Annotated in this window: 23 protein-coding genes; 12 read left to right on the forward strand and 11 right to left on the reverse strand. The window is 69.3% G+C overall.

Features of this window, described 5'->3' with window-relative positions:
* Positions 1-16 precede the first annotated feature (16 nt).
* Both C3L37_RS13800 and C3L37_RS13805 read left to right on the forward strand, forming a co-directional pair.
* Positions 17-1,108, forward strand: coding sequence for a M20 family metallopeptidase (locus tag C3L37_RS13800; RefSeq protein ID WP_129115185.1), 1,092 nt, complete (start codon positions 17-19; stop codon positions 1,106-1,108).
* A 129-nt stretch (positions 1,109-1,237) separates the two neighbouring features.
* On the forward strand, positions 1,238-2,155 hold the full coding sequence (locus C3L37_RS13805) for a universal stress protein (protein WP_164974753.1): 918 nt from the start codon (positions 1,238-1,240) through the stop codon (positions 2,153-2,155).
* A gap of 21 nt (positions 2,156-2,176) precedes the next feature.
* On the opposite strand, the gene C3L37_RS13810 is transcribed toward C3L37_RS13805, so the two are convergent.
* From C3L37_RS13810 to purB, 4 genes are all read right to left on the reverse strand, one after another.
* Positions 2,177-2,431 carry a zinc ribbon domain-containing protein gene (locus C3L37_RS13810; RefSeq protein ID WP_129115187.1) on the reverse strand — a complete coding sequence of 85 codons (255 nt, stop codon included), beginning with the start codon at positions 2,429-2,431 and terminating at the stop codon, positions 2,177-2,179.
* 67 nt (positions 2,432-2,498) lie between these two features.
* On the reverse strand, positions 2,499-3,173 hold the full coding sequence (locus tag C3L37_RS13815; protein WP_129115188.1) for a halocyanin domain-containing protein: 675 nt from the start codon (positions 3,171-3,173) through the stop codon (positions 2,499-2,501).
* Positions 3,170-4,318, reverse strand: coding sequence for a multicopper oxidase domain-containing protein (locus tag C3L37_RS13820; protein ID WP_129115189.1), 1,149 nt, complete (start codon positions 4,316-4,318; stop codon positions 3,170-3,172). The genes C3L37_RS13815 and C3L37_RS13820 overlap by 4 nt, the downstream gene beginning before the upstream one ends.
* Before the next feature lie 154 nt (positions 4,319-4,472).
* Complete coding sequence (gene purB, locus C3L37_RS13825; protein WP_129115190.1) at positions 4,473-5,930, reverse strand: adenylosuccinate lyase; 1,458 nt, start codon at positions 5,928-5,930, stop codon at positions 4,473-4,475.
* 168 nt (positions 5,931-6,098) lie between these two features.
* Here purB and purH point away from each other — a divergent pair, with 168 nt between their 5' ends.
* The 4 genes from purH (at position 6,099) to C3L37_RS13845 (ending at position 12,124) form a co-directional block, all read left to right on the forward strand.
* Entirely contained in the window at positions 6,099-7,676 is a 1,578-nt protein-coding gene (purH, locus tag C3L37_RS13830; RefSeq protein WP_129115191.1) for a bifunctional phosphoribosylaminoimidazolecarboxamide formyltransferase/IMP cyclohydrolase, read from the forward strand.
* Positions 7,677-7,866: 190 nt separating this feature from the next.
* Complete coding sequence (gene folP / locus C3L37_RS13835; RefSeq protein WP_129115192.1) at positions 7,867-10,302, forward strand: dihydropteroate synthase; 2,436 nt, start codon at positions 7,867-7,869, stop codon at positions 10,300-10,302.
* A 225-nt stretch (positions 10,303-10,527) separates the two neighbouring features.
* Positions 10,528-10,812, forward strand: coding sequence for a DNA-directed RNA polymerase subunit L (locus tag C3L37_RS13840; RefSeq protein ID WP_129115193.1), 285 nt, complete (start codon positions 10,528-10,530; stop codon positions 10,810-10,812).
* 112 nt (positions 10,813-10,924) lie between these two features.
* Entirely contained in the window at positions 10,925-12,124 is a 1,200-nt protein-coding gene (locus C3L37_RS13845; RefSeq protein WP_129115194.1) for a low temperature requirement protein A, read from the forward strand.
* Here C3L37_RS13845 and C3L37_RS13850 read toward each other — a convergent pair.
* The 4 genes from C3L37_RS13850 to C3L37_RS13865 form a co-directional block, all read right to left on the reverse strand.
* Positions 12,121-12,696, reverse strand: a complete 576-nt coding sequence (locus tag C3L37_RS13850; protein WP_129115195.1) for a DUF1684 domain-containing protein — start codon at positions 12,694-12,696, stop codon at positions 12,121-12,123. The genes C3L37_RS13845 and C3L37_RS13850 overlap by 4 nt on opposite strands.
* 113 nt (positions 12,697-12,809) lie before the next feature.
* Positions 12,810-13,622: an imidazole glycerol phosphate synthase subunit HisF gene (hisF, locus tag C3L37_RS13855; protein WP_129115196.1), complete on the reverse strand. Its 813-nt coding sequence runs from the start codon at positions 13,620-13,622 to the stop codon at positions 12,810-12,812.
* A gap of 150 nt (positions 13,623-13,772) precedes the next feature.
* Complete coding sequence (locus C3L37_RS13860; RefSeq protein WP_129115197.1) at positions 13,773-15,503, reverse strand: glycoside hydrolase family 13 protein; 1,731 nt, start codon at positions 15,501-15,503, stop codon at positions 13,773-13,775.
* 179 nt (positions 15,504-15,682) lie between these two features.
* Positions 15,683-17,428: a glycoside hydrolase family 13 protein gene (locus tag C3L37_RS13865; RefSeq protein WP_129115198.1), complete on the reverse strand. Its 1,746-nt coding sequence runs from the start codon at positions 17,426-17,428 to the stop codon at positions 15,683-15,685.
* Between the two features lie 106 nt (positions 17,429-17,534).
* On the opposite strand from C3L37_RS13865, the gene C3L37_RS13870 reads away from it, so the two are divergent.
* Complete coding sequence (locus tag C3L37_RS13870) at positions 17,535-17,738, forward strand: DUF7550 family protein (protein ID WP_129115199.1); 204 nt, start codon at positions 17,535-17,537, stop codon at positions 17,736-17,738.
* Positions 17,739-17,779: 41 nt separating this feature from the next.
* Here C3L37_RS13870 and purL read toward each other — a convergent pair whose 3' ends face one another.
* Entirely contained in the window at positions 17,780-19,951 is a 2,172-nt protein-coding gene (gene purL / locus C3L37_RS13875) for a phosphoribosylformylglycinamidine synthase subunit PurL (RefSeq protein ID WP_129115200.1), read from the reverse strand.
* A gap of 122 nt (positions 19,952-20,073) precedes the next feature.
* Between purL and C3L37_RS13880 the strand changes: the two genes are divergently transcribed.
* The 3 genes from C3L37_RS13880 to C3L37_RS13890 all read left to right on the forward strand — a co-directional run bounded on the left by C3L37_RS13880 (position 20,074) and on the right by C3L37_RS13890 (position 22,135).
* Positions 20,074-20,271 carry a hypothetical protein gene (locus C3L37_RS13880; protein WP_129115201.1) on the forward strand — a complete coding sequence of 66 codons (198 nt, stop codon included), beginning with the start codon at positions 20,074-20,076 and terminating at the stop codon, positions 20,269-20,271.
* A gap of 74 nt (positions 20,272-20,345) precedes the next feature.
* Positions 20,346-21,029, forward strand: a complete 684-nt coding sequence (locus C3L37_RS13885) for a CehA/McbA family metallohydrolase (protein WP_129115202.1) — start codon at positions 20,346-20,348, stop codon at positions 21,027-21,029.
* Positions 21,026-22,135: an asparagine synthase-related protein gene (locus tag C3L37_RS13890; RefSeq protein WP_129115203.1), complete on the forward strand. Its 1,110-nt coding sequence runs from the start codon at positions 21,026-21,028 to the stop codon at positions 22,133-22,135. Before C3L37_RS13885 ends, C3L37_RS13890 begins: the two co-directional genes overlap by 4 nt.
* A gap of 233 nt (positions 22,136-22,368) precedes the next feature.
* Here the strand turns inward: C3L37_RS13890 and C3L37_RS13895 are convergent, their stop codons facing one another.
* Together C3L37_RS13895 and C3L37_RS13900 are read right to left on the reverse strand one after the other, a co-directional pair.
* Positions 22,369-22,848, reverse strand: coding sequence for an NUDIX hydrolase (locus C3L37_RS13895; RefSeq protein ID WP_129115204.1), 480 nt, complete (start codon positions 22,846-22,848; stop codon positions 22,369-22,371).
* 104 nt (positions 22,849-22,952) lie between these two features.
* On the reverse strand, positions 22,953-23,924 hold the full coding sequence (locus C3L37_RS13900) for a transcription initiation factor IIB (protein ID WP_129115205.1): 972 nt from the start codon (positions 23,922-23,924) through the stop codon (positions 22,953-22,955).
* 195 nt (positions 23,925-24,119) lie between these two features.
* Between C3L37_RS13900 and gatC the strand changes: the two genes are divergently transcribed.
* Positions 24,120-24,398 carry an Asp-tRNA(Asn)/Glu-tRNA(Gln) amidotransferase subunit GatC gene (gatC, locus tag C3L37_RS13905; protein WP_129115206.1) on the forward strand — a complete coding sequence of 93 codons (279 nt, stop codon included), beginning with the start codon at positions 24,120-24,122 and terminating at the stop codon, positions 24,396-24,398.
* A gap of 1 nt (position 24,399) precedes the next feature.
* The gene (gene gatA, locus C3L37_RS13910; protein ID WP_129115207.1) at positions 24,400-25,704 is read left to right on the forward strand and encodes an Asp-tRNA(Asn)/Glu-tRNA(Gln) amidotransferase subunit GatA; all 1,305 of its coding nucleotides are present in this window, start codon (positions 24,400-24,402) and stop codon (positions 25,702-25,704) included.
* Positions 25,705-25,763 lie beyond the last annotated feature (59 nt).

Raw genomic sequence — 25,763 nt, forward strand, 5'->3', positions numbered from 1 at the left:
TCTCTCCTCTCCTCCCGTGTCCTTCGATCCGATCGAGTTTCTGGAGTCGGCCGTCCCGATCGCCTCCCACGAGGGCGTCGGAGAGATGCGGGCCTTCCTCGTCGACGCGCTCGCGGCGCACGGCGTCGGCGCGGACGTGGACGACGCGGGCAACACCGTCGCGAGCAAGGGCTCCGGATCGCCGCACGTCGTGTTGAACACGCACATCGACACCGTTCCGCCGCACGTCCCCTACGGGCGCGAGCGGGGGGTGATCCGCGGCCGCGGCTCCTGCGACGCGAAGGGACCGCTCGCCGCGCTGCTGTCGGCGTTTCTCGCGGTCGATCCCGGCGACGGCGGCGGGCGCGTCACGCTCGCCGTCACGCCCGACGAGGAGCGGCTCTCGACGGGAGCGGCGGCGCTCGACCTCGACGGCGACGCGTACGTCGTCGGCGAGCCGACGGGCCTCGACGTGTGCAACGCCGCGAAGGGACGCTTCCAGGGGACGATTCGCCTCGCGGGGAGCGCCGCCCACGCCGCCGAACCAGACTCCGGCGTCAACGCCGTCGCGGCCGCCGAGTCGGCGCTGGGGGCGCTCCGAACGTTCGACGAGAACCGCGACCCCCACCCGTCCCTCGGTTCGGCGACGCTCACCCCGACGACCGTCTCGGGCGGCGAGGCGACGAATCAGGTTCCCGCCGAGTGCCGCATCGTCGTCGACCGCCGGAGCGTTCCGCCGGAAACCGCCGCGGGCTTTCGCGAGTCGCTGGAGCGACACCTCCGCGAGGCCGTCCCAGCCGACGTCGACGTCGAGTTCGCCCTGACGCCGCGCGAGACGCCGTTCCTGGAGGCGTTCGCCACGCCCGAGGACGAGCCGCTCGTGCGCACCCTCGCTGCGGTCGCGGCGCGAGCGTCGAACGGCGCGGGCGGCGAGGTGCGTCCCTTCGCCGCCGCGACCGAGGCGTCGTACTTCGCGCCCGCGCCGACCGTCGTGTTCGGTCCGGGCGTCCTCGCGGACGGCGAGGGTGCCGTCGCCCACGCCGAGCGGGAGTACGTCCGGACCGCCGAGGTCCGGACCGCCGCGGCCGCGGTCGAGGAGACGCTCCGGACGTTCGTCACCTCAGATTGACGCGTCGTCGGACGGGGCCGCGGTTTCCCGATTCGTCCGCCGCCGAGCGGTGAATCACCCGATTTACGGTATTTCACGCGATTCGAACTATCCGCACCGTTTATAGGGATGAGGAATCACAGGAGAGCCATGCGAGTGGGTTCGACGGTCGCGCTCCAATCGCTCCCGTCCGACGGCCCGACCGCCCCCGCCGGGGAGGCGATCTTGGTCCCGATCCTCGAAGCCGACGAAACGTCCGAGAGTCGGGTCCTCGCCAGCGCGCTCGCGGCCGAGCGCGGCGCGGAGATCCTGTTTCTCCGCCCCGTGTATTCGCCGGGGTCGATGCCGGTCGAGTTCGACGGGGAGACGCGGGCGGAGCACCACCTCGTCGCAAAGCACGTCTGGCGGACGACGAAGGATCTCGCGGGGGCGACGGACGTCTCCGGCGAGGTGCTGGTCGGCCGCGACCCCGTCCGCACCGTCTCGGAGGTCGTCGACGGCCGCGACGGCGCGACGGTCGTCCTTCAGGAGTCGCCGTCCGGGGACTTCTGGAACGGCGTCCGCCAGAGCGTCGTCGAACGGATCGCGACCCACGTCGACGCCGACGTCGTCGTCGCGAACGGCCGCGGCACGCTCGACACCGTCTCGTCGATCCTCGTCCCGGTCGCGGGCGGCCCCCACTCCGGGTTCGCCGTCGACGCCGCGACGGCGCTCGCGAGGCGGACCGGCGCGTGGGTCGACCTCGTCCACGTCGTCGACCCGGACGCCTCGGACGAGGAACGACACCGGGGGGAGGAGCGCCTCGCCGCCGCGAGAGAGCGGACGGACGGGTTCGAACGCGTCGATCCGTGGCTCCTCGAAGCCGAGGACGTCGCGGGGGCGATCATCGAGCAGGCCGACTACTACGACGTCACGGTGCTCGGCGCGCCGACGAAGAGCCGCCTCCGGCAGTTCGTCTTCGGCTCGACGACCGACGCGGTCCGCCGAGACGCCGATGCGCCGGTCGTCATCGCCCGCCGGCGAACCGGCGACGGGTGGCTCGGCCGCTGGCTCAAAAACGACGAGTAGCTTCGAGCGGCGCGCCCGCGCCTACCCGAAAAACAGGTCGACGAGGTTGCCGCTCGACTGACCGCGGTACAGCTCGGAGTAGCCGCAGTTCGTACAGGAGATGACGGTAAAGCTGCGGTTCTGGATGTCGAACATCTTCGAGAGGCCGGACCCGGTCGTCGAGATGGAGTCGGTCTCCGTCTCGTCGTGACCGCACTTCGGACAGCCGCGATCGCCGCCGACCGGTTCGTGGGAAGGTCCGCCGGCGGTGTCGTCTCGTTCGTCTGGAGGGTTCATACGGCGTACGTGTTAGCGGAGGGGCACAAAAAGGTACCGAGGAGGGGAGAGTCGACGGTGCGGTCGGTCACCGCCCGGCGCGCGCGGCGTCACCGTCGCCCCGACGGCGTCCGCCTCCCGGCGGGCGTCGCCCGCGCGGTTCGTCCCCGATCCCGCGGAACAGGAGCACGAGGCCGAAGGCGAGCGGCGAGAGCACCCCGGCGACCAATCCGCCCGCGACGAGTTCCGCCCCGGAGACGTCCGGCGCGCCGCCGCCGCTTCCGGCCCCCGCTGCGTCGCCGACGACGATCGCGCCCTTCATTCCCACCGCCTCGTGGGGCGCGCAGACGTACTTCACCACCCCCTCCGACTCGGCGGCGCGTTCGAAGGTGAACCCCGCCTCGCCCGAGAGGTCGCTCTCGAACGACCCGTCCTCGGCGACGACGTTGTGGCTGCCGCCCTCGCCGGTCCACTCCCAGACGATCGTGGTTCCGGGGTCGACCCGAACGGCGGCGGGTTCGAAGCCGAACGCGTCGCCGTTCGCGTCCGCGCCGACCTCGACGGTGACCGCGTCGGACCCGCGCTCGTCGACCGTTCCGTCGAAGTTGTCCACGTCGTCGAACCAGTCGCCGTAGTCCGGTTCGGCCCGCGCCGCCGCCGAACCGCCCCCGAGCGCGATCGCCGGCCCGGCGGCCGCCGCCGTCGCCGCGCCGACCGAGGCCCGCAGCGCCGTCCGACGCGAGAGGGCGTTCCCGTCGCTCATCCTTCGTACCCCGCGTAGTCCATCAGCTCGCGGAAGATGTCCGAATCCATCGCGTCCCGGTAGACGATCCCGCCCACCATGCCGCCGGGGTAGGAGCTGCCGTTCCGCACGTGATCCACCTTGTGGCAGTGCAGGAGGTAGATCCCGGGGTCCGCGTCCGCCTCGAACTCGACGGTGTACCGCTCGGCCGGGGCGACGTAGACGACGTCCTGCTCGTATCGGAGCGCCTCGGGCATCTCGCTGCCGTCCTTCTCGACGACCCGGAAGCGGTGGTTGTGGGTGTGCATCGGGTGGGCCATGAACCCGGCGTTGACGAAGTGGATCCGGACGGTGTCGCCGCGGTCGACGATCATCGGCGAGCCGTCCTCCGGGTGGAGGGTCCGCGGCGCGCACTTGCCGTTGATGGTGAACGCGTCGGGGCGGCGGTTCGTGAGGTCGTAGGTCGCGTCCTCGCCGCCGTACTGCCGCGAGAGGCGGGTGTCCCACTCCTTGATCGTCATGAAGTACTCCTTGTCGGCGGGTTCGTACCCCTCGGGGTCGACCCGGAGGATGCCGTACATCCCCATGTCCATGTGCATCGGCGTCTGGTAGTGGCAGTGGTAGAGGTGGGTCCCGGGGACGTTCGCCGGGATGGTGTATGTGTGCGTCTCGCCGGGGTCGGCCTGCACGCCCGTCGTCGTCGGCACGCCGTCGTTCTCCCACGTCTTGCGCACGCCGTGGAAGTGCAGCGTGTGGGGGTGGTCGCTCTTTTCGTTGTTCAGCGTGATCTTCAGGTCGTTGCCCTCGGTCGTCCGCAGGATCGGCCCCGGGACGCTCGGCTTCCCGTCGTCGGCCTGGAAAGCCCACACCTGCGGGAGATTCACCGGACCGCCCATCTCCTCGCCCGGGTGGGCCTCGTGGCGGGCCGGCAGCGAACTGATCGTCACCTCGTGGCCGCGCTCGTCGAGGTCTACGACCTCCGGCGGAGCCGTCAGCGGCAGATCGCTCCCGGGTTCGGCCTGCGGCTTCTCCGCCGAACCGTCCGACTGCGCCATCGGTGCCTGCATGCAACCCGCGGCCGCGACGGCTCCCGTCGTTCCGGTCGCCGCGAGGAATTCGCGCCGCGAGATCTCGGTGCCGGGTGCGCCGATCGTGTCGTCGGTCATATCTACGGGTCGGGACGGAAATCCGATATAACCGGAACGTGATTCCTCGGCGGCGGGAACTGAACGGTCTATCCTCTCGGGTTCGAGACGAAATCACGAATAAACGGGGGCCGATTCCCGGCGCGCGGGAATCGCTCGACTGCGGCGAGGTGACTCAGTCGGTCGTGGGATCGCCGGCGTCGTCCGCGCCGTCGTCGGTCGCGCCGTCGCTATCTACGGCGTCGCCGTCCAGTTCGTCGACGAGGTCGGCAGCCAGCCCCGTGTACCCCGCCGGCGTCAGCGCCCGCAGCTCCGCCCGCACGTCCTCGTCCACGTCGAGGTCGTCGAACAGCGCGCGGAGCTCCTCGATCGTCGTCCGCTGCCCGCGGGTGAGGTCTTTCACGCGCTCGTACGCCTCCGCGTCGCCCTCCCGGCGGAGGATCGTCTGGACGGCCTCGCCGACGACCTCGGGGTTCGCCTCCAGCTCCTCTCGCATCGCCGTCTCGTTGGGCACCACCTTCCCGAGCCCGGCGGCCGTCTTCCCGTAGCCGATGAGACAGTGCGCGAACGCCGCGCCGACGTTCCGCTTTACGGTCGAATCGGAGAGGTCGCGCTGGAGGCGCGACGTCGTGACGTAGTCGGCGAGAAACGAGAGGTCCGCGTTCGCCTTCGAGAGGTTTCCCTCGCTGTTTTCGAAGTCGATCGGGTTCACCTTGTGCGGCATCGTCGACGAACCGGTCTCGCCCTCGACGGCGCGCTGGCCGAGGTAGCGGTCGGAGACGTAGAGCCACGCGTCGCGGTCGAGGTCGATCAGGACGTTGTTGACGCCGCGGAGCGCGTCGAACAGCGCCGCGAGGTCGTCGCAGGGGTTCACCTGCGTCGCGAGCGGCGCGTGTTCGAGGTCGAGCCCCGCGACGAACTCCCGCGAGAACGCTCGCCATTCCACGTCGGGGTAGGCGGCGGCGTGGGCGGCGTACGTGCCGGACGCGCCGGCGAGTTTGCCCGAAAGCCCCGCCGCGGCCTCCCGAACGCGTCCCATCGTCCGGCCGAGCCGGGCGGCGTACACGGCCATCTCCTTGCCGAACGTCGTCGGCGTCGCCGGCTGTCCGTGCGTCCGCGCGAGCATCGGCGCGTCGCGGTGCTCCCGCGCGAGCGCCGCGAGGTCGTCGCGAACCTCCGCCAGCGCGGGCAACAGCACCTCCTCGACCGCGGGTTTGGCGAGCAGCCGCTGTGCGAGGTTGTTCACGTCCTCGCTCGTCAGCCCGAAGTGGATCCACGGGTGCACCGACGCGGGCGTCTCGGTCCGGAGGAAGTACTCCACGGCCTTCACGTCGTGGTTCGTCGCGGCGTAACCCGCAGCACCCTCCGTCTCCAGCCGCTTTATCAGGCGCGCGTCCGCCGCATCGAACTCCTCGTACAGCGCGCGCAGGGCTGCGGCCTCGTCGTCGTCGAACGAAAGCGGCGTCGCCTCCAGCCCCGCGAGGGCGAGCAGGTACTCGACCTCCACGCGGACGCGGGCGCGCATGAGCGCGGACTCGCTCGCGTACGGCGAAAGCGGGGCGGTTCGACGCGCGTACCGGCCGTCGAGCGGCGACACCGCCGCGAGCGGATCGTCCCGGGGAATCGCGGTCATGGTGTGCTCTGCCCGCGGGACCCGCAAAAGCGTGTCGGTGGATGATGCCATCTCCGTGTATATCTGCGCCGAGAACGTGGACGAAATGTCCGGATCCTATACACGAAGCTGTGCACATTCGCCCGTCCAACCGCAACTGTTTTTCCTCCGGCGGGGGGTGTATCGACCATGCTCAAGATCGCCGGCCTCGCGAGCAATCGCGGACGGAACCTGCTGCACGTCGCCGACCGCGCACCGGGTGGGGCGGAACTCGCCGTCGTCCTCTCGAACGAGGAGGGTGCGCCCGTCCTCGCCGACGCGTCCGAGCGCGGCGTTCCGACCGAAGTCGTGACGAGAGACGAGGGAGAGGGCCGCGAGTCCCACGAGCGTCGCATTCTCGACCGGCTCGACGGGTACGACTTCGACCTCGTCTGTCTCGACGGCTACATGCGCGTTCTCACCGCCGAGTTCCTCGACGGCGCGCCGACCACGCTGAACGTCCACCCGTCCCTGCTCCCGGCGTTCCCCGGGACGGACGCCCACGAACAGGTGCTCGACGCCGGCGTGCGGATGACCGGCTGTACGGTACACGTCGTGACCGAGGAGGTCGACGCCGGGCCGATCGTCACGCAGGAGGCGGTTCCCGTGTACGAGGGCGACGACGCCGAGGCGCTCAAAGAACGCGTCCTCCACGAGGCCGAGTTCACGGCGTACCCCCGCGCGGTCCGCTGGTTCGCCGAGAATCGCGTCGAGGTCGACGACGGAGCCGTCGCCGTGGAGGGCGACGTCGGCGGCGACTTCCCGGAGCGCCGGCTCGTCTCCGACGAGCGCGGAACGACGCTGCGGTACGGCGAGAACCCCCACCAGGCCGCCGCGCTGTACGTCGACGACGCCTGCGAGGAGGCGAGCGTCGTCCACGCGGCCCAGCGCAACGAGGGCGCGAAGGCGTTGTCGTACAACAACTACAACGACGCCGACGGCGCGCTCGATCTCATAAAGGAGTTCGACGAGCCCGCGGCCGCGGTGATAAAACACGCGAACCCAGCCGGCTGTGCGACCGCCGACGCGCTCGCCGACGCGTACGGGCGCGCCCTCGCGACGGATCCGATGAGCGCGTTCGGCGGCATCGTGGCGCTGAACCGCGAGTGCGACGCGGAGACGGCCGAGCTGATCGTCGACTCCTTCAAGGAGGTCGTCGTCGCGCCCGGGTACACGGACGCCGCGCTCGACGTGCTCCGGGGGAAAAAGAACCTCCGCGTGCTCGACGTGGGCGAACTCGACGGGTACGACGAGCCGTTCGCCGAGAAGCCGATCGTCGGCGGCCGACTCGTCCAGGAACGGGATCGGTGGACCCCGACCCGCGACGATCTGGAGGTGGTCACCGAACGAGCGCCGACGGACGAGGAGATCGAGACGATGTTGTTCGCGTGGAAGACGCTCAAGCACGTCAAATCCAACGGCATCCTCTTCGCCGAGGGGACGGAGACGGTCGGAATCGGCATGGGGCAGGTCAGCCGCGTCGACGCCGTTCGTCTCGCCGCGATGAAGGCCGACGAGCACGCGGAGGGAAAGTCCGCCGAGGGCGCGGTGATGGCCTCCGACGCGTTCTTCCCGTTCCCCGACGGCATCGAGGAGGCGGCGAGCGCGGGGATCGCGGCGGTGATCCAACCGGGCGGGTCCGTCAACGACGAGGACGTCATCGAGGCGGCCGACGAGCACGGGATGGCGATGACGTTCACCGGCCGGCGGTGCTTCAGACACGACTGAGCGTCAGCGAGGGAGTGTCTGAAGCTCGAAAGACGAGCGTTTGGGAGTCGTTCGGTGTTTCCGACACGACTGAGCGTCAGCGAGGGAGCGTCTGAATGTAGCGCGAGCCCGAACGCTGCGTCGCACCCCTCGATGCAGCGACTGAGAATCGTTCGACACGCTAAAGCGCGGGAGACGTGAGATCACGAGTATGGAGTACTACGAGGCGGCGGACTTCCTCTTCGACCTCCGCCGGTTCCGGGTAAAACCGGGAACGGAGTCCGTCCGGGACCTCCTCGCGCACCTCGGAAACCCGCACGAGGGCGTGCGGTTCGTCCAGATCGCGGGTTCGAACGGGAAGGGCAGCACCGCCAAGATGGTCGAATCGATCCTCCGCGAGGCCGGCCTCAGCGTCGGCCTCTACACCTCGCCGCACCTGGACGATCTCCGCGAGCGGATCCGCGTCGACGGGCGAAAGATGCCCCGCTCGGCGGTCGCGGAGTTCGTCGAGGAAGTCAAGCCGTTCTTGATCCGGCGGGCCGCCGCGGGCGAACCGCTCACGTTCTTCGAGGTTGTCACCGCCATGGGACTCCGCCAGTTCGGCCGCGCCGGCGTCGACGTCGGCGTTCTCGAAGTCGGACTGGGCGGCGAGTTCGACGCGACGAGCGTCGTCGATCCCGTCGCGGCGGCGGTGACGAACGTCTCCCTCGAACACACGGCGGTTCTCGGCGACACGATCGAAGAGATCGCGACGACGAAGGCGAAGATCGCCCCCGGGGACGCGCCGCTCGTCACCGCCGCGACCGGCGAAGCGCTCGAAACGATTCGCGACGTCGCGGGCGACGTGATCGCGGTGGACGAAACCGGGGATTCGGCCGTCACCGTCGAGTACGGCGGTCGAACGGACCACGCCGAGTCGAGGGTCTCCGTGGCGGGCCGCGACTGGTCCGTCGAGGCCCGGCTGCCGCTCGTCGGCGCGTATCAGGCCCGAAACGCCGGCATCGCCTGCGAACTGGCGCGGCAAGTGACCGACGTCCCCGAGTCGACGCTCGCTCGCGGGCTCAGAAACGCCCACTGGCCGGGGCGCTTCGAGGTGATGGAGCGCGATCCGATGATCGTGCTCGACGGCGCGCACAACCCCGGCGCGTGCGCCGAGTTGGCGGCGACGCTCTCGGCGTTCGAGTACGACGATCTTCACCTCGTCTTCGGCGCGATGCACGACAAGGACCACCGCGGCATGGCCGAAGCCCTCCCCGATCCGACCTCGGTCCTGACGTGCCGGCCGAACCTCGACCGCGCGGAGGATCCCGAGGTCCTCGCGCGGGTCTTCGCGAACGCCGGCGTCGCCGACGCGGACTTCTCGCGCTCCGTGGCCGACGCGGTCTCGGCCGCGGTCGATCGCGCCGAGCCGGACGACTGCGTGCTCGTCACCGGGTCGCTGTTTTGCGTCGCGGAGGCGCGGCGGACGTGGACGCGAGTCGAGATTCCGAAGCGCGTCCGCGACATCGGCGACGCCCGCGAGGTGCTCTCCGGAGCGAACGCCGCTCCCGAAGACGTAGATTCGACGCGCGACGAGGCCGTCCATCGGACGGTGAAGACGCGCGTCGAGCGACGACAGGCGAGGCATCTGCGGGAGGCGATGCTCGCCGTCGACGGCGGGTGTGCCGTCTCTGGTGCGGGAACCGACGGCGAGCTCGTCGACGTCGTGTTGACCGGTAGCCTCGCGCAGTTCGAACGACTCGTCGACGAACTCGACGGACGGCCGTTCGGACTCGACGACGTCGCGACCGGGATGCGCGATCGGCTCGAGACCGGCGTCGAATCGCCGGCGCACGGCTACCCGTGGACGGACGGCCCCGCCGTGATGGGCATCCTCAACGTCACGCCGGACAGCTTCCACGACGGCGGTGAATTTTTCGACGCCGCGGCCGCGGTCGAGCGAGCGGAGGAGATGATCGCGGCGGGCGCGGACATCATCGACGTCGGCGGCGAGAGCACCCGTCCGGGAGCGGACGTCGTCCCGGTCGACGAGGAGATCGACCGCGTCGTCCCCGTCATCGAAGCCGTCGCCGACCTCGACGCGTGGATTTCGATCGACACGCGGAAGGCGGCGGTCGGCAGAGCGGCGCTCGACGCCGGGGCGGACATCCTCAACGACGTGACCGGCCTCGCCGACCCCGAGATGCGGTTTCTCGCGGCCGAACGCGAGGTGCCCGTGATCGTGATGCACAGCATCGACGCGCCGGTGGTTCCGGAAAAGCGCGTCGAGTACGACGACGTGGTCGAGGACGTCATCGACGAACTCGGGGAGCGCGTCCTTCTGGCGGAGAAAGCGGGGATTCCTCGCGAGCGCGTCATCGTCGACCCCGGCCTCGGCTTCGGGAAGTCGAAGGCGGAGAACTTCGAGATTCTCGGCCGCCTCGACGAGTTCGAGGCGCTCGGCTGTCCGGTGCTCGTCGGCCACTCGCACAAGTCGATGTTCGAACTCGTCGGCGGAACGGCGGGCGACGACCTCCCCGCGACCGTCGCGGGGAGCGCGGTGGCGGTCGAACGGGGCGCTGACGTCGTCCGCGTTCACGACGTCGCGGAGAACGTCGCCGCCGTTCGGGTCGCCTCCGCGGCGACCGCGCCCGAGCGGTTCGAGTGAGACGCCCGATGACCTCCTGTGTGGCGAACGGACGGTACGGGGCGACACCGCGAGACGGGGTACCGTACTGCCGCGGACCGTCCCGCGTCGATTCGTCAACGCATGGTGACGATGGCCGCGCTATCGCGTATAAACCTGCGCACCCCGTCGACCGGGACACCGCGCGCGTTCGTCGGCGTCCCTCGATACGAAACGTTGAAACAGGCGACGACAGAAGGTGTTGACATGGAACTGCGGGTCATCGAGAAGACGGACGAGGAACTCCGCATCGAGATCGCCGGCGAGGATCACACCTTCATGAACGTGCTCAAGGGCGCGCTGCTCGAAACCGAGGGCGTCGCCGCCGCGACCTACGACATGAACCCCGAGCAGTCGGGAGGGCAGACCGACCCCATCCTCTCCGTGAAGACCGAAGGCGGCGTCGACCCGCTCGACGCCGTCGCCGAGGCGTCGCGGCGCATTCAGGGGACGACCGGCGACCTCCGGGACGCGTACAACGCGGCGATCTGAGCCCGCCTTCGACGGGGGTGGGGGCGATTCGCAGGGCGGCTGACTCGAGAGGGGTCGCAACTCTCCGTCGCCGTGACAACGGCTATCTTCGTGGGCGTCGTGTCTAGTCCCCGTGGTGGGCAGGTGGGGGCGGTACCTCTCGTCCCCGGCGTTGCACGACGCGGAACCGGTGCCCGAGCGCCACGCGACGTGGCTAGAACTCTTCTTCGACCTCGTGTTCGTGGTCGCGGTTGCGGAACTCGGGCACCTCCTCGGCGAGAACCTCTCCCTCGGAGGCGCGGTCGAGTTCGTCGCGCTGTTCGTGCCGGTCTGGTGGGTGTGGATCACCCACAGCTACTACGGCGACATCTTCGACAGCGGCGACGCCGTCTATCCGCTCGCGACGCTTCTGGTGATGTTCGGGGTCGTCGTCTGGGCGACGACGTTCCACGGGGCGTTCCACGGCGGGAGCGCGGCGTTCGCGGCCGCCTACCTCGCGATCCGAACGCTCAACACGGCGCTGTACGCGTTCGCCGGTCGGGTCGCGTCCGGGACGGAGACGCTCGCGCGGCGATTCGCGCTCGGCTACTCCGTCGGACTCGCTTTCTGGGTGGGCTCGTTCTTCGTTCCGGAACCGGCTCGGTACGCGCTCTGGGCGGTCGGTCTCACGATCGAGATCCTCTCGTCGCCGATCATCTACGTGACGCTCCCCGACGTGCCGGCACAGGAGTCGCACATGGACGAACGGTTCGGGCTGTTCACGATCATCGTCCTCGGCGAGACCATCGTCGGGGTTGCGCGAGGGAGCGCCGACGTGCCGCTCGGACCGGCTACCGGCTTCACCGCCGTCTGCGGCTTCGTCGTCGCCGTCTGTCTGTGGTGGCTGTACTTCGGTTACGCCGACGCGTCGGTCATCAACCGGGCGCTGCGGAGCGACGCGCGCGAACTCGCCCTCTCTTTCGTCTACGGGTACGGTCACCTCATCGTCTTCGCGAGCCTCGCCGCGGGTGGAATCGGCATCGAGCGTCTCCTGCGCGCAGCGGCGGCGGGAGCGGCGCTTCCGGTCGACGAGCGGGTCGTCGTCAGCGGTGCCGCCGCGGCGTTCCTGTTGGGTCTCGCGCTGATTCACTGGGCCGCGCCGGGACGAATTCCGAGGGCGATCCTCGCGGCCCGGCTTCTCGCCGGGATCGGCGGGCTCGGACTCGTCGTCTTCGGCGCGGGATTCACCGCGGCGGTCCTCGCCGGCGCGTTCGCGTCGCTCTTCGTCGCGCTCGTCGGCTTCGAAGCGTCCCGAACCGGTCGCGGCGTTCGCGTGCTCGAAGCGGAGATCTAGGGTTCGTCCGGCTCGTAGCTCTCCGACGTGCGGTAGGCCTTTTCACCGGCTTCGATCCGGACGTCCAGCCAGTTTTCCATCGGGACGAGCGGACACTCGTATCGCTCGGAGTAGACGCAAAAGGGGTTGTACGCGAGGTTGAAATCCACGATCCAGAGGCCGCCGTCGGTCCGGTCGTCGGTCGTATCCAGGTCGAGGTAGCGGCCGCCCCCGTACGTCTCCTCGCCGCTCGTTCGGTCGCGGAACGGGAGCCAGAAGCCGCCTTCCGTCGGATCTGACTTGTACGCCCGGAGCGAGCACTCCTCGCCGCCGACGTCGAACCCGAACTCGCCCCATTCGAGGTACTCGCGTTCGCCGTCCGTCGTCGTCGCGAGGGTGACGCTCTCCTTCTCGTCGTGTTCGGAGAGCGGAAGCTCGAACCGGTAGTCGGGGTTCGGGGGGTAGTAGTTCAACCCAGCGAACGACTCGCGCCCGTCCGGCGGGATCGGCGAGTGCGGGTGATCGCGGAAGTACTCGTCCTTCTCGCGGCGATGCCGTTCGAGGGAATCGGCCCAGTCGGGTGACGCGCTCATGACGGAGGTGGGATACGTCGCCGAAGGGCATCAACGTTCGTCGCCGAACCCGATCGGTCCAGCCGCGGATCGCCCGGTGGATCGGGTCGAGAACCCGGCCCGACGGCCGATCCTCAGAGTCTGACCGGGACGTCCCGGTCGGCGAGGTACTCCTTGACCTCGCGGATGGTGTACTCCTCGAAGTGGAAGATCGACGCGGCGAGCGCGGCGTCGGCACCCGCGTCCGCGAACACCTCGTACGCGTCCTCGGGGCCGCCGCAGCCCGACGAGGCGATGACCGGCGTCGACACGCCGTCGCAGACCGCCTTCGTCAGCGGCACGTCGTAGCCGTCCTTCGTGCCGTCGGCGTCGATGGAGTTGACGAACAGCTCGCCCGCGCCGCGCTCTTCGGCCTCCTTCGCCCACGAGACCACGTCGACGCCGGTTCCCTCGCGGCCGCCCTTGACGGTGCACTCGAACCAGCAGGACTCGCCGTCGACCCGCTCGTAGTGTTCGCCCTCTTCGTCGAACCGGCGGCGGGCGTCGACGCTGATGACGATGCACTGGCTGCCGAACGCCGCCGCGCCCTCCGTGACGAGTTCGGGTCGAGAGAGCGCCGCGGTGTTGATCGAGACCTTGTCGGCCCCCGCGCGGAGGGTCTCCTTTATGTCCTCGCGGGTCCGGATGCCGCCGCCGACGGTCAGCGGGATGAACACCTCGTCGGCGACGCGGGAGACGGTGTCGAGCATCGTCTCGCGGCCGTCGGAGCTGGCGGTGATGTCGAGGAAGACGAACTCGTCGGCGCCGGCCTCGTTGTACCGCTTCGCCATCTCGACCGGGTCGCCGGTGTACTTCAGGTCCTCGAAGTGGACGCCGGTGTAGACCGCGGCGTCGCCGTCCTCGTCGAGGTCGACGTCGATACAGGGGATGATGCGCTTCGTCAGCATTCGGTATCGGATCCTTCGAGGGACCCGGGTTTGACGGTTTCGACTACGGCAGCGGAGCGGGAGGCGACGACGGCGGTGGCGGAGGGGGCGAGTACGGCGGTGGTCGCGGAGGCGGAGAGGACGAGTGCGATAGCGGACCGGAAGGGAACCCTACGCCGTCAGCCGGTACACCCGGGCCTCGTAGGGGCGGAGTTCGACCGGTTCGACAGCGCTCGCCGTCGCCTCGTAGTTGCAGAGGAGCAGTTTCGACGGCGCGCCGTCGAGGGACGAGGGCGGTTCGAACCGCGACCTCCCGTCCGCGAAGTTGAGCACGACGAGCGCCCGCTCGTCGCCGAGCGTCCGGGTGTAGGCCCACACCTCCTCGTGGTCGGCGAGCACGAGATCGTACGCACCGTACACGAGCACGTCGTGCTCGCTCCGGAGGTCGATCAGGTCGCAGTAGTAGTGCCACACCGAGTCCCCGTCGACCCGCGCGCGCTCGGCGTTGATCCGGGGATAGTTCGGGTTGACGCCGATCCACGGCTCGCCAGCCGTGAACCCGGCGTTCTCCGCCGCGGACCACTGCATCGGCGTCCGAGCGTTGTCGCGGCTCCGGTACCGCACGAGGTCGAGCGCCTCCTCCTCGGTTTCGATCCGTCCGTCGAGCTTCGCGGTCGCGACGTTCTGTAGCGTGTCCACGTCGCGAACCTCGTCCAGACTCTCGAACGGGTAGTTCGTCATCCCGAGTTCCTCGCCCTGGTAGACGTAGGGGGTTCCCCGCAACGTGTGCGTGAGCGTCCCGAGGAGCTTCGCGGACTCGCGGCGGTACTCGCCGTCGTCGCCGAACCGCGACACGGCGCGGGGCTGATCGTGGTTGTTGAGGTGCAAACTGTTCCAGCCGTCGTCGGCGAGGCCGTCCTGCCAGTCGCTGAGCACCTCCCGGAGCTCGACGAGCGACCACTCGCCGCGCGACCAGCGACCGTTTCCGCCGAAGTCGAGCCGCAGGTGGTCGAAGCTGAACGCCATGCTCATCCCGTCGCCGTCCTCCCCGACGTAGTCAGGGGCCTCCTCGACGGAGAGGTCGACCATCTCGCCGACGGTCATCGCGTCCCGCCCCGCGAACACGCGGTCGTACATCTCGCCCAGAAACTCGTGGACGCGAGGGCCGTTGACGTACTGGTCGGCCCCGTGGACGACGGCGTTCGGGTCCTCGCCGTCCGGCAGTCCTTCGGGTTTGGAGATGATGTTGATGACGTCCATGCGGAAGCCGTCGATGCCCTTCGCCAGCCACCACTCCATCATCTCGAATATCTCCTCGCGCACCGCCGGGTTCTCCCAGTTCAGGTCCGGCTGTTTCACGTCGAAGAGGTGGAGGTACCACTCGCCGGTCCGCTCGTCGTAGGACCACGCCGGTCCCCCGAAGAAGGACTCCCAGTCGTTCGGCGGGGCTTCCCCCTCCGGCCCGCGGGGGCCGCCCTCGCCGTCGACCCTCCTGCCCTCGCGCCAGATGTAGAAATCGCGGTACTCGCTGTCCTTCGACTCCCGCGATCTGCGGAACCACTCGTGCTCGCTGGAGGTGTGGTTGACGACGAGGTCCATGACGAGCCTGATGTCGCGCTCGTGGAGTCCCGCCAACAGCTCCTCCCAGTCGGCCATCGTTCCGTATCGCTCGTCGATGCTGCGGTAGTCGGCGATGTCGTAGCCGTTGTCGTTGTCCGGCGACTCGTAGACGGGGGTGAGCCACACGACATCGACCCCGAGGTCTGCGAGGTAATCGAGCTTCTCGATTATTCCCGGAATGTCGCCGACGCCGTCGCCGTCGCTGTCGTTGAAGCTCCGCGGGTAGATCTGATAGACGACCGCCTCCTTCCACCAGGACCGTCTCGTGCCCGGGTCGGTCATTACCCGTGATAGCTCCGAGACGCGCCTTCACTCCGTCGATTCTGAAACTCGGAACCGAGTGACAATTTCGGACGACCGACGTTCCGGGAGGGTCGACCGTCGATTGCGGAAGGAGGAGCGATCAGGACGGCGTGCGGGATCGGATCCGGCCGAGTCGGGACCGGTCGCCTCAGGTCAGGTCAGGTCACCCGATACACCCGCGCCTCCCACGGCCGGAGGACGAACGACTCGACGTTCGTCTCCGCGTCGCCGTAGTTGCCGACGAGGAGTTCGACGGTCGCGCCGTCGACGTCGATCCGGTCAGGCAGTTCGAACGGCGTCTCCTCGCCCGAGAAGTTGAGCGTCACGAGCAGTCGCTCGTCGCCGAGGGTCCGGACGTACGCCCAGATCTCCTCGTGTTCCGGCAGGAGGAGGTCGTAGTCGCCGTAGACGATCACGTCGTGCTCCTTCCGGAGGTCGATCAGGTCGCGGTAGTAGTGCCACACCGAGTCCTCGTCGGCGCGGGCGGCCTCGACGTTGATCTCCCGGCAGTTCGGGTTCGCCTTGATCCACGGTTCGCCGTCGGTGAACCCGGCGCGTTCGCCGTCGGTCCACTGCATCGGCGTTCGGGCGTTGTCGCGGCTGTTGGCCCACAGGCCCTCCTTCACCTCCTCGAAGCTCTCTATCTCGCCGCCGTCGAGGGCGCTTCGGACGGGGTTGAGCGTCTCCACGTCGCGGTACTCGTCGAGGCTCTCGAAGCGGCAGTTCGTCATCCCGAGCTCCTCGCCCTGGTAGACGTACGGCGTCCCCCGCAGCGTGTGCAGGAGCGTCCCGAGGAGCTTCGCGGACTCGCGGCGGTACTCGCCGTCGTCGCCGAACCGCGAGACCATCCGCGGCTGGTCGTGGTTGTTCAGATAGAGGCTGTTCCAGCCGTCGTCGGACAGGCCGTACTGCCACTTCGAGAAGACGCCCTTCAGGTCGGTCAGGTTCCAGTCGGCGACGTCCCAGAACCGCTCGCCGCGGTCGAGCAGCACGTGCTCGAAGTGAAACAGCATGCTCAGGCCGTCGCCGTCCTCGCCGACGTAGGCCGTCGCCTCCTCCATGGACATGCCGGAGCCGATCATCTCCCCGACCGTGAGCAGGTCGCGCCCCGCGAGGACGCGGTCGTTCATCTCCCGCACGTACTCGTGGATGCGCGGGCCGTCGATCGTCGCGCCGAGGTCCGACTCGTTCGTCGGCGGGTCGTTCGCGGCGACGCTCGGCGGCTTCGAGACGAGGTTGATGACGTCCATGCGGAAGCCGTCGATGCCCTTCTCCAGCCACCACTCCATCATCTCGAACACGTCGTCCCGGACGTCCGGGTTCTCCCAGTTCAGGTCCGGCTGTTTCACGTCGAAGAGGTGGAGGTACCACTCGCCGGTCCGCTCGTCGTACTCCCACGCCGGCCCGCCGAAGAAGGACTCCCACTCGTTCGGCGGGGCCTCCCCTTCGGGGCCCTTGTGGCCGGTCCAGCCGTCCACGTCCGTCCGCCCTCGGCGCCAGACGTAGTAGTCGCGGTACTCGTTTTCCTTCGACTCGCGCGACCTTCGGAACCACTCGTGCTCGTCGGAGGTGTGGTTGACGACGAGGTCCATGATGAGTTTGATGTCGCGCTCGTGCAATCCGGCCAACAGCTCCTCCCAGTCGGCCATCGTCCCGAACTCGTCCATGATGGCGCGGTAGTCGGCGATGTCGTAGCCGTTGTCCGCGTTCGGCGACTCGTAGACGGGGTTGAGCCACACGACGTCGACCCCGAGGTCTGCGAGGTAATCGAGCTTCTCGATTATTCCCGGAATGTCGCCGACGCCGTCGCCGTCGCTGTCGTTGAAGCTTCGCGGATAAATCTGGTAGACGACCGCTTCCTTCCACCAGGCCCGGTCGATTTCGTCCTCGGCGTGACTGGTCATCCGTTTCGACGCTCTCGCCCCTCGCATTTATCGATTTGGCAGCGGGGCCGTCCGCCCCCGCGTCGATCCACGCGTACTTTTGTACGATGCCTCCGTAGCCGCTCGCATGAGCGACCACCAGAGCGCGCCGAGCGAACGTCGCGACGCGGAAGAGGAGGGGTTCGAACACCAGGAGGCCGAGGACACGACGGCGGGCGAGCGGTCGACCGCCCCCCAGAGCGCCTTCGCGGTGCAGCAGGTCGCGATCGGGTTCGCCGTGTTGTTCGTCGGTCTCGTCGTCACGTTCGGGATCCCGCTCGCGTTGGCCTAGAGCGGATTCGCTTTCGCAGTCGAGCGTCCCCGCCGACCCCGTCAGTCCAACTCCCGCGCGATGACGTCCCGAAGCTCGGCGATCCCTTCGGCGTCGTACGCGAGATCCTCCTCGCCCACGCGCAGCGACAGCGCACCGTCGGCCGTCGCCGCGCCGAGTTCGATCACGGACGCCACGTCCGCGAAGCGCTCGCGAACCGCGTCGGAAGCGGTCGTCTCGACGATCGCCCGACCCGGCGTCTCGTCGAACAGCGCGACGGCGTCCTCGACGGCGACGGACGCGCCCGTCGTTTCGGTCACCATCTCCGCGAGCGCGACCGCGAGACCGCCGTGGCTCACGTCGTGAACCGCGAGCGTCGAACCGAAGTTGGCGACGTCCGCGAGCGCGGCGACGACCTCATCGGGGTTCTCGGCGAGCGAGGGGAACCGATCGCTCCCGCCCATCCGCGCGAGGTACTCGGATCCGCCGAGCGTCCCGCCGGCGGTCCCGACGAGGAGCAGCGTTCCCTCGCCCGACAGCGCGGCGGGCGGCGCGGAGTGGCCCGCTTTCGTCCCGACCATCGCGAGCGTCGGCGTCGGCGGGATGGGGCCGGAGACGGAGTCGTTGTACAGGGAGACGTTGCCGCCGACGACGGGCGTCTCCAGGGCCTCGCACATGTCGGCGAGGCCGTCGACGATCCCCTCGAAGCCGCCGTACACGTCCGGCTTCTCCGGGTTGCCGCCGTTGAGACAGTCCACGGCGGCGAGCGGGGTCGCGCCCTTCGCCGCGAGGTTCGTCGCGTTCTCCAGCGCGACGGCGCGCGCGCCGTCGTACGGCGCGACGCTCGTCCAGTTCGGATTCGCGCCCGAGGAGATCGCGAGCCCCGTTCCGACCTCCTCGATCGCCAGTATCGCCGCGTCGTCGCCCGGCCGCACGGCCGTTCGAAGGCCGACCTCGTGGTCGTACTGACGGTAGACCCACCGCTTGCTCGCGGCGTTCGGACTGCCGACCACCGCCTCGAACGCCTCCGTCGGATCGGCGTCCGGGAGGTCGCGCGCGGCCGTCTCGGGTTCGACGGCGTCGAGGTCGTTCATCGGCGCGCCGTCGGCGAGGAACGACGGCGGCGCGTCGACGACGACCTCGCGATCTCGCGGGTCGCCGTCCTCACCGTTCCGCGCCTCGCTCCCCGCGAACGTGCAGACGTAGTTGCCCTCCGTCACCTCGCCGATGACCGAGCAGCCGAGGTCGAAGCGCTCCGCGATCTCCGCGACGCGCGCCGCGTCCTCGGGGCGGACCTCGTAGCACATCCGCTCTTGCGACTCGGCGAGGAGGATCTCGACGGCGTTCATGTTCGGCTCGCGCTGGTGGACGCGGTCGAGGTCGATCCGCGCCCCGAAGCCCCCCTTCGCGACGAGTTCGCTCGACGCGCCGCCGAGACCCGCCGCCCCGAGGTCGCGAGCCGACAGGATCAGCCCCTCGTCGATCAGCGCCTCGTTGGCCTCGATGAGCAGCTTCTCGGCGTACGGGTCGCCGACCTGGACCGCCGGCCGGTCCGCCGTCTCCGCGTCCTCCGCGAGGTCCTCGCTGGCGAAGCTCGCGCCGCCGAGGCCGTCCCGTCCGGTCGCGTTGCCGACGAGCACGAGCTTGTTGCCCGCCGCCTGCGCCTCCGCGGTGACGAGCCGATCCGCGGCGACGAGGCCGACGCAGGCGACGTTGACGAGGGGGTTGCCGACGTAGCCTTCGTGGAAGTCGACGCTCCCGGCGACCGTCGGCACGCCGATGCAGTTTCCGTAGTGGCTGATCCCCTCGACGACGCCCTCGAAGAGGTACCGGGAGTGCTCGCGGTCGAAGGGTCCGAAGTACAGCGAGTCCGCGAGGGCGATCGGGTACGCGCCCATCGACAGCGTGTCGCGGACGATGCCGCCCACGCCCGTCGCGGCCCCGTCGAAGGGGTCGACGTACGAGGGGTGGTTGTGGCTCTCGATGCCGAGTGTGACGTAAATCTCGCCGTCGGCGGTCTCGCCGTGCGACGGAAGGGCGACCACGGCCGCGTCGTCGCCGGGACCGACGACGACCCGTTCGCCCTCCGATTCGAAGGCCGAAAGCAGCGGTCGGGACGACCGATAGGCGCAGTGTTCGCTCCACAGGTTCTCGAACAGCGCGGTTTCGGCGGGCGTCGGCTCCCGTCCGAGTTCCGCGGCGATGAGGTCGTAGTCCGCGTCGGGGAGGCTCATCCACTTACTTGTTCATAACGACCCGATTAATCTCTTTTCATATGCACGCACGTGCATGAACGATCGCAGCGCGCCCGGTAATTCCGGTAATTCTTTAGACGCCGATCGTCTCACACCGACCAATGGACGAAGCACGCATCTGGGGGATCATCGGGATTCTGCTCGCGATCGGCGGGCTGGTAGTGATCGGACCGGAGTTCGTCGCGGAGTTGCAACACAGCGGCGTCACAGAGCCGATCGTGCTCTACGGAATCGGCGTCGCGGTCGCGGTCGCGCTCACCGTGTTCATCATCCTTCCGAGCCTGGTGTCGAGCAGGTGACGTTCGACCGGGTCGTCCCTCCGCGGGACGATCGGATCGGGTAGCTTTTTTACGGACCGAGACAACGGCCAGCCGTGCTATCGGTCGAGTTGCATGCGCATTCGGCGCTGTCCTACGACGGGCGTGACCCGGTGGAACTGCTGCTCGAGCAAGCGGCGGCCGTCGGACTCGACGCCCTCGCCGTCACGGACCACGACGAGATCGACGCGAGCCTCGAAGCCGCCGACCGCGCGTCCGAGTACGGGCTGGTCGGTATCCCGGGCGTCGAAGTGACGAGCGCCGCCGGACACGTGCTCGCGTTCGGCGTCGACGAACTCGTCTCCGCGGGACTCTCGTTCGACGAGACGCTCGACCGTATCAGAGAGCAGGGCGGTATCGCCGTCGTCCCGCACCCGTTCCAAAAGTCGAGACACGGCGTCGCCCCGCACGTCTCCCGCGACCAGTTGGCGAGCGCGGACGCCGTCGAGGTGTACAACTCTCGGCTCCTGACGGGGCGGGCGAACCGCCGGGCCGAGCGATTCGCCGTCGCTCACGACGTGCCGATGACCGCCGGCAGCGACGCCCACATCGGCGAGATGATCGGTCAGGCCGTCACGGAGGTCGCCGCCGACGAACGTTCCGTCGACGACATCCTCGACGCTATCGCCGCGGGGCGGACGAGCGTCGTCGGCTCCCGCACCCCGTGGCACATCAGCTTTCGACAGGCCGCCGGGGGGGCGAAGCGCCGCCTAAAGCGCGGCTTCGCGCAGTACCTGTGACGACCGATCCGACGCTCCGCGGGGCGTCCGCCGAACTCGTCCGCGACGCGCTCGCCCGACGCGAGCCGTTCCCCGGGACCGCGGGCTTCGCCGGCCGTCTCGACGGTCGCCTCCTTCGAGACGTGCTCGGGCGACGAACCCTGTTCTCCGAAGCGGACGATCCGAGTCGCTGGAGCTTCGATCGCGCGGATCTGGACGATCCGGCGGCCGTCCCCGCCGGTTACGCCCGGGATCCTCGCGGGGACGAAAAGCTCTGGACCCTTCCGACTCCGGCGGCGGCGTCGCCGGACGACGCGCAAACCGCCGTCGACTGGGCGGTCCGGACGAGCGTACGGAAGGTCGACGCCGACGGCCTCGCGGTCGCCTTCTCCGGCGGCGTCGACTCGGCGCTCGTCGCGGCCGGCGTGGCGGACGCGCCGTGCTACGTCGCCGGGTTCCCCGAGTCGCACGACGTCGACGCCGCGCGCTCGGCGGCCGAGGCGATGGGGCGCGACCTCCGGGTCGTCACGCTGACCCACGCGGATCTCGAACGGGCGATCCCAGAGATCGTTCGAGCGACCGGTCGGACGAACGCGATGGACGTGAGCATCGCGCTCCCGCTGTATCTCGTGGCCGAGCGCGTCGCGGCCGACGGCTTCGATCGTCTCGCGGTCGGCCAGGGGGCCGACGAGCTATTCGGCGGGTACGCGAAGGTCGCCAACGCCCCCGACGACCCACGCGTCGAGGCGGGGACGGTTCGCGGCGCGACGCGCGAGGTGATCGCGACGCTCCCCGAGCAACTGGAGCGCGACGTGCTCGCGCTCCGCGCGGCGGGCGTCGAACCGGTCGCGCCGCTCTTGCACGACCGGGTCGTCGAAACCGCGCTCCGTGTACCGGAGTCGCTCCTCGTCGCGGACGGGGTGCGAAAAGTCGCGCTCCGGCGGGCGGCGGCGGGGCTACTCCCCGAACCCGTCGCGAGGGCGGACAAGAAGGCGGTCCAGTACGGGAGCCTCGTCTCGCGCGAACTGGATCGGCTGGCCCGACGGGCGGGCTTCAAGCGCCGGATGGACGATCACGTCGGGCGGTACGTCCGATCGCTGGTCGGTGCGGGCTCTCAACGTGGCTAACAGGCGACGCGGGCGAATCGCGAAACGGCTCGTCGCGCTCTCGCGGACCGTTTCGCGGCGATTTCTCAGATCATATCGGCGCTGGCCTCGTCATCGGATATGAACGTTCGTCGTGTCGTCGCGGTCCCCGAGGAGCGGAAACGGCCTGCGTAGTGGATGTAAGATATATAGATAGATCTCCAGACATATCTCTGGATAACTGAACGGATTGGAAGCCGCCTGCGCGCCCTCCGTCACCGCGTTCGCCGCTCCGCCGCGGCGACGTCGATCGCCTCCCTCCCCAGTTCCGCCACGTCCGCGTCGAGGCCGCGATCGCGGAGGTCCGCGGCGGTGTACCACTCCCACGCGTCGGGGTCCTCCTCACCGTCGTCGGGGTCGATCTCGCGACTCTCGACGGTCGCGTAGTAGATGTGGTCGATGTGCTGGTGTCCCACCGCGCCGTCGTGGACGTTGATGTCTTCGAGGAGGAGGTGCCGCGGCCGCGGGATCGTCCGCGCGGTCGGCGAACTGACGTCCGGCTGATCGACGAGCAGGGTCGGCTCTAACCCCGTCTCCTCCCTGGCCTCGCGCAACGCGGCCTCGTGGGGGAGCTCGTCGCGGTCGACGTGGCCGCCGGGCGGCAGGCGGATGCCGAGCCGACCGTGCTCGTGTAAGGCCGTCGCGCCGTCGTTGACGACGTAGACGGTCGCCGTGAAGTGACGGGTCGTCTCCATGTGGACGACGGTGACGGGGCGGGGGCTTCGACGTTACGAAACGCCGTCGACGGAGGAGCGACGAGAGAAGAGAGCGGTGCCGAAGACCGATCAGCGAGCGCGACTTACGCCAATCCGGCCCGCTCTTCGGCTTCGAGGAGTTCGTGGTACCGGTTTCGGATGGTGACTTCGCTGATGCTCGCGACGTCGCTCACCTCGCTCTGGGTCACCTTCTCGTTGGTGAGCAGCGCCGCCGCGTAGACGGCGGCCGCCGCGAGCCCCACCGGGCTCTTCCCGCTGTGGATCCCAGCCTCCTTCGCGCCCTTGAGGAGCCGTCGGGCGCGGCGTTCGGCCTCGTCGGAGAGGTCGAGGTCCGACGCGAACCGCGGGACGTACTGCTCGGGGTCCGCGGGCTGGATCTCCAGATTCAGTTCGCGCACCACGTAGCGGTAGGTGCGGGCGATCTCGTCCTTTTCGACGCGGGAGACGCTGGCGATTTCGTCGAGGCTGCGGGGCGTGCCGGCCTGTCGCGCGGCGGCGTACAGCGCGCTGGTGGCGACGCCCTCGATCGAGCGCCCCGGCAGGAGGTCCTCGCTCAGCGCGCGGCGGTAGATGACGCTTGCGGTCTCGCGGACGTTCTCGGGCAGCCCGAGCGCGCTCGCCATCCGGTCGATCTCCCCCAGCGCCTGCTTCAAGTTCCGCTCCTTCGAGTCGCGCGTGCGGAACCGCTCGTTCCACGTCCGAAGCCGCTGCATCTTCTCGCGCTGACGCGAGGACAGCGACCGCCCGTAGGCGTCCTTGTCCTGCCAGCCGATGTTGGTCGACAGACCCTTGTCGTGCATCATCTGCGTCGTCGGCGCGCCGACGCGGGACTTTTGATCCTTTTCCGCCGCGTCGAAGGCGCGCCACTCTGGGCCGCGGTCGACCGAGTCCTCCTCGACGACGAGCCCGCAGTCGGTGCAGACGGTTTCGCCGTGCTCCGTGTCCGTCGCGAGCCGACCGCCGCACTCCGGACAACGGAGCTCACGCTCGTCTTCGTCCGCGTTCGGACGCTCGCGCTCGCTCTCGGTCGTGCGTCTTCGGACGCTCTCTGTCATGTGTTTGAATGGTGGGCGAGAATACTCTCTGGTGGGCGGTACGGGTCTTTCTACAGCCCGAATCGTCTTAAATCTGGTGTCCGGACCACGGCGAGAATACGGTGAAAAACGGTGAACGAACGGCGTAGACGGCGGACGAGCGTCGTCCGAGACCGCACCGAAACCCTTACTCCCGATCCGGGGCACGCTCGAAGTATGAGCGACTCGCCCGTAGACGCAGCGGAGGTGCGCCACGTCGCGGAGCTGGCGCGGGTGGATCTCGACGCCGAGGAGGTCGAAGCGTTCGCCGCGCAGTTCGCCGACATCCTCGCGTACTTCGACGCGCTGGACGAGGTACCGGAGGTCGAGGGTTCGTCCGACCTCGTGAACGTCATGCGGCCGGACGATCCCCGAGAGTGCCTGTCGCAGGAGGAGGCGCTCGCGAACGCGCCCGAGACGGAGGAGGGGTACTTCAAGGGGCCGCGGGTGTCCTGAGATGTCGGACCTGAACGCGTTCGTAACCCGCGAGACGGTCGAGAGCGACGCCGAGGGGCCGCTTTCGGGAAAGAGCGTCGCCGTCAAGGACAACCTAAGCACCGAGGGGCTCCGGACGACGTGCGGCTCCGCGATGCTCGAAGACTACGTCCCCCCGTACGACGCGACGGTCGTCGCGCGGATCAAGGACGCCGGCGCGACGATCGTCGGCAAGACCAACATGGACGAGTTCGGGATGGGCGGCACGACCGAGACGTCCGCGTACGGGCCGACGCGGAACCCGGCGGACCAATCGCGCGTCCCCGGCGGCTCCTCCGGCGGGAGCGCCGCAGCCGTCGCGGCCGGCGAGGCCGACCTCGCGCTCGGCACCGACACGGGCGGATCGGTCCGCAACCCCGCCGCCTTCTGCGGCGTCGTCGGAATCAAGCCGACCTACGGTCTCGTCTCCCGGTACGGGCTGGTCGCCTACGCCAACAGTCTCGAACAGGTCGGCACGCTCGCGCCGACCGTCCACGAGGCCGCCGAGCTGCTCGACGTGATCGCGGGACCGGACGAGCGCGACTCGACGACCCGCGACCCCGGCGCGGACGCGGAGTGCGCGAGCGCCGCCGACGGCGACGTGGAGGGGATGACCGTCGGCGTCGTCTCCGACCTCATCGAGGGCGCGGACGAGCGCGTCGTGGAGACGTTCCGCGACGCCGTCTCCGACCTCGAATCGGAGGGCGCGACGATCACCGAGGTGAGCCTCGAATCGCTCGAACACGCGGTGCAGGCGTACTACGTCATCGCGATGTCCGAGGCGTCCTCGAACCTCGCGCGCTACGACGGCGTCCGGTACGGCGTTTCCGCGAACGACGCGAGCGGCGAGGGTTCGCCGGACGCGGGCCGGGGGGGCAACTGGAACGACGCGTTCGCGCGGGTGCGAGAGAAGGGCTTCGGCCCCGAGGTGAAACGGCGGATCCTGCTCGGCACGTACGCGCTCTCGGCGGGGTATCACGACAAGTACTACAAGAAGGCGCAGGACGCCCGGGCGTGGATCGCGCGGGACTTCGACCGGGCGCTGTCGGAGGCGGACGTGCTCGCGTCGCCGACGATGCCCGTCCTCCCGCCGAAGCTCGGCGAGAGCCTCGCGGATCCCCTGCAGCTGTACCTCATCGACGCGAACACCGTCCCGGTGAACCTCGCGAACCTCCCAGCGATCTCCGTTCCGGCGGGCGAGGCCGACGGCCTTCCGGTCGGCCTCCAGCTCATCGGACCGGCGTTCGGCGAGCGCGAGATCGTCAGGGCGGCGAGCGCGGTCGAGTAGTCGGACGGGGACCGCGCGGGCGAGAACGAAGTGAAAAGGTTTTGAATCCCACCGGTCGC

Source organism: Halegenticoccus tardaugens (genome assembly GCF_004116405.1).
GTDB classification, from domain to species: Archaea; Halobacteriota; Halobacteria; order Halobacteriales; family Haloferacaceae; genus Halegenticoccus; species Halegenticoccus tardaugens.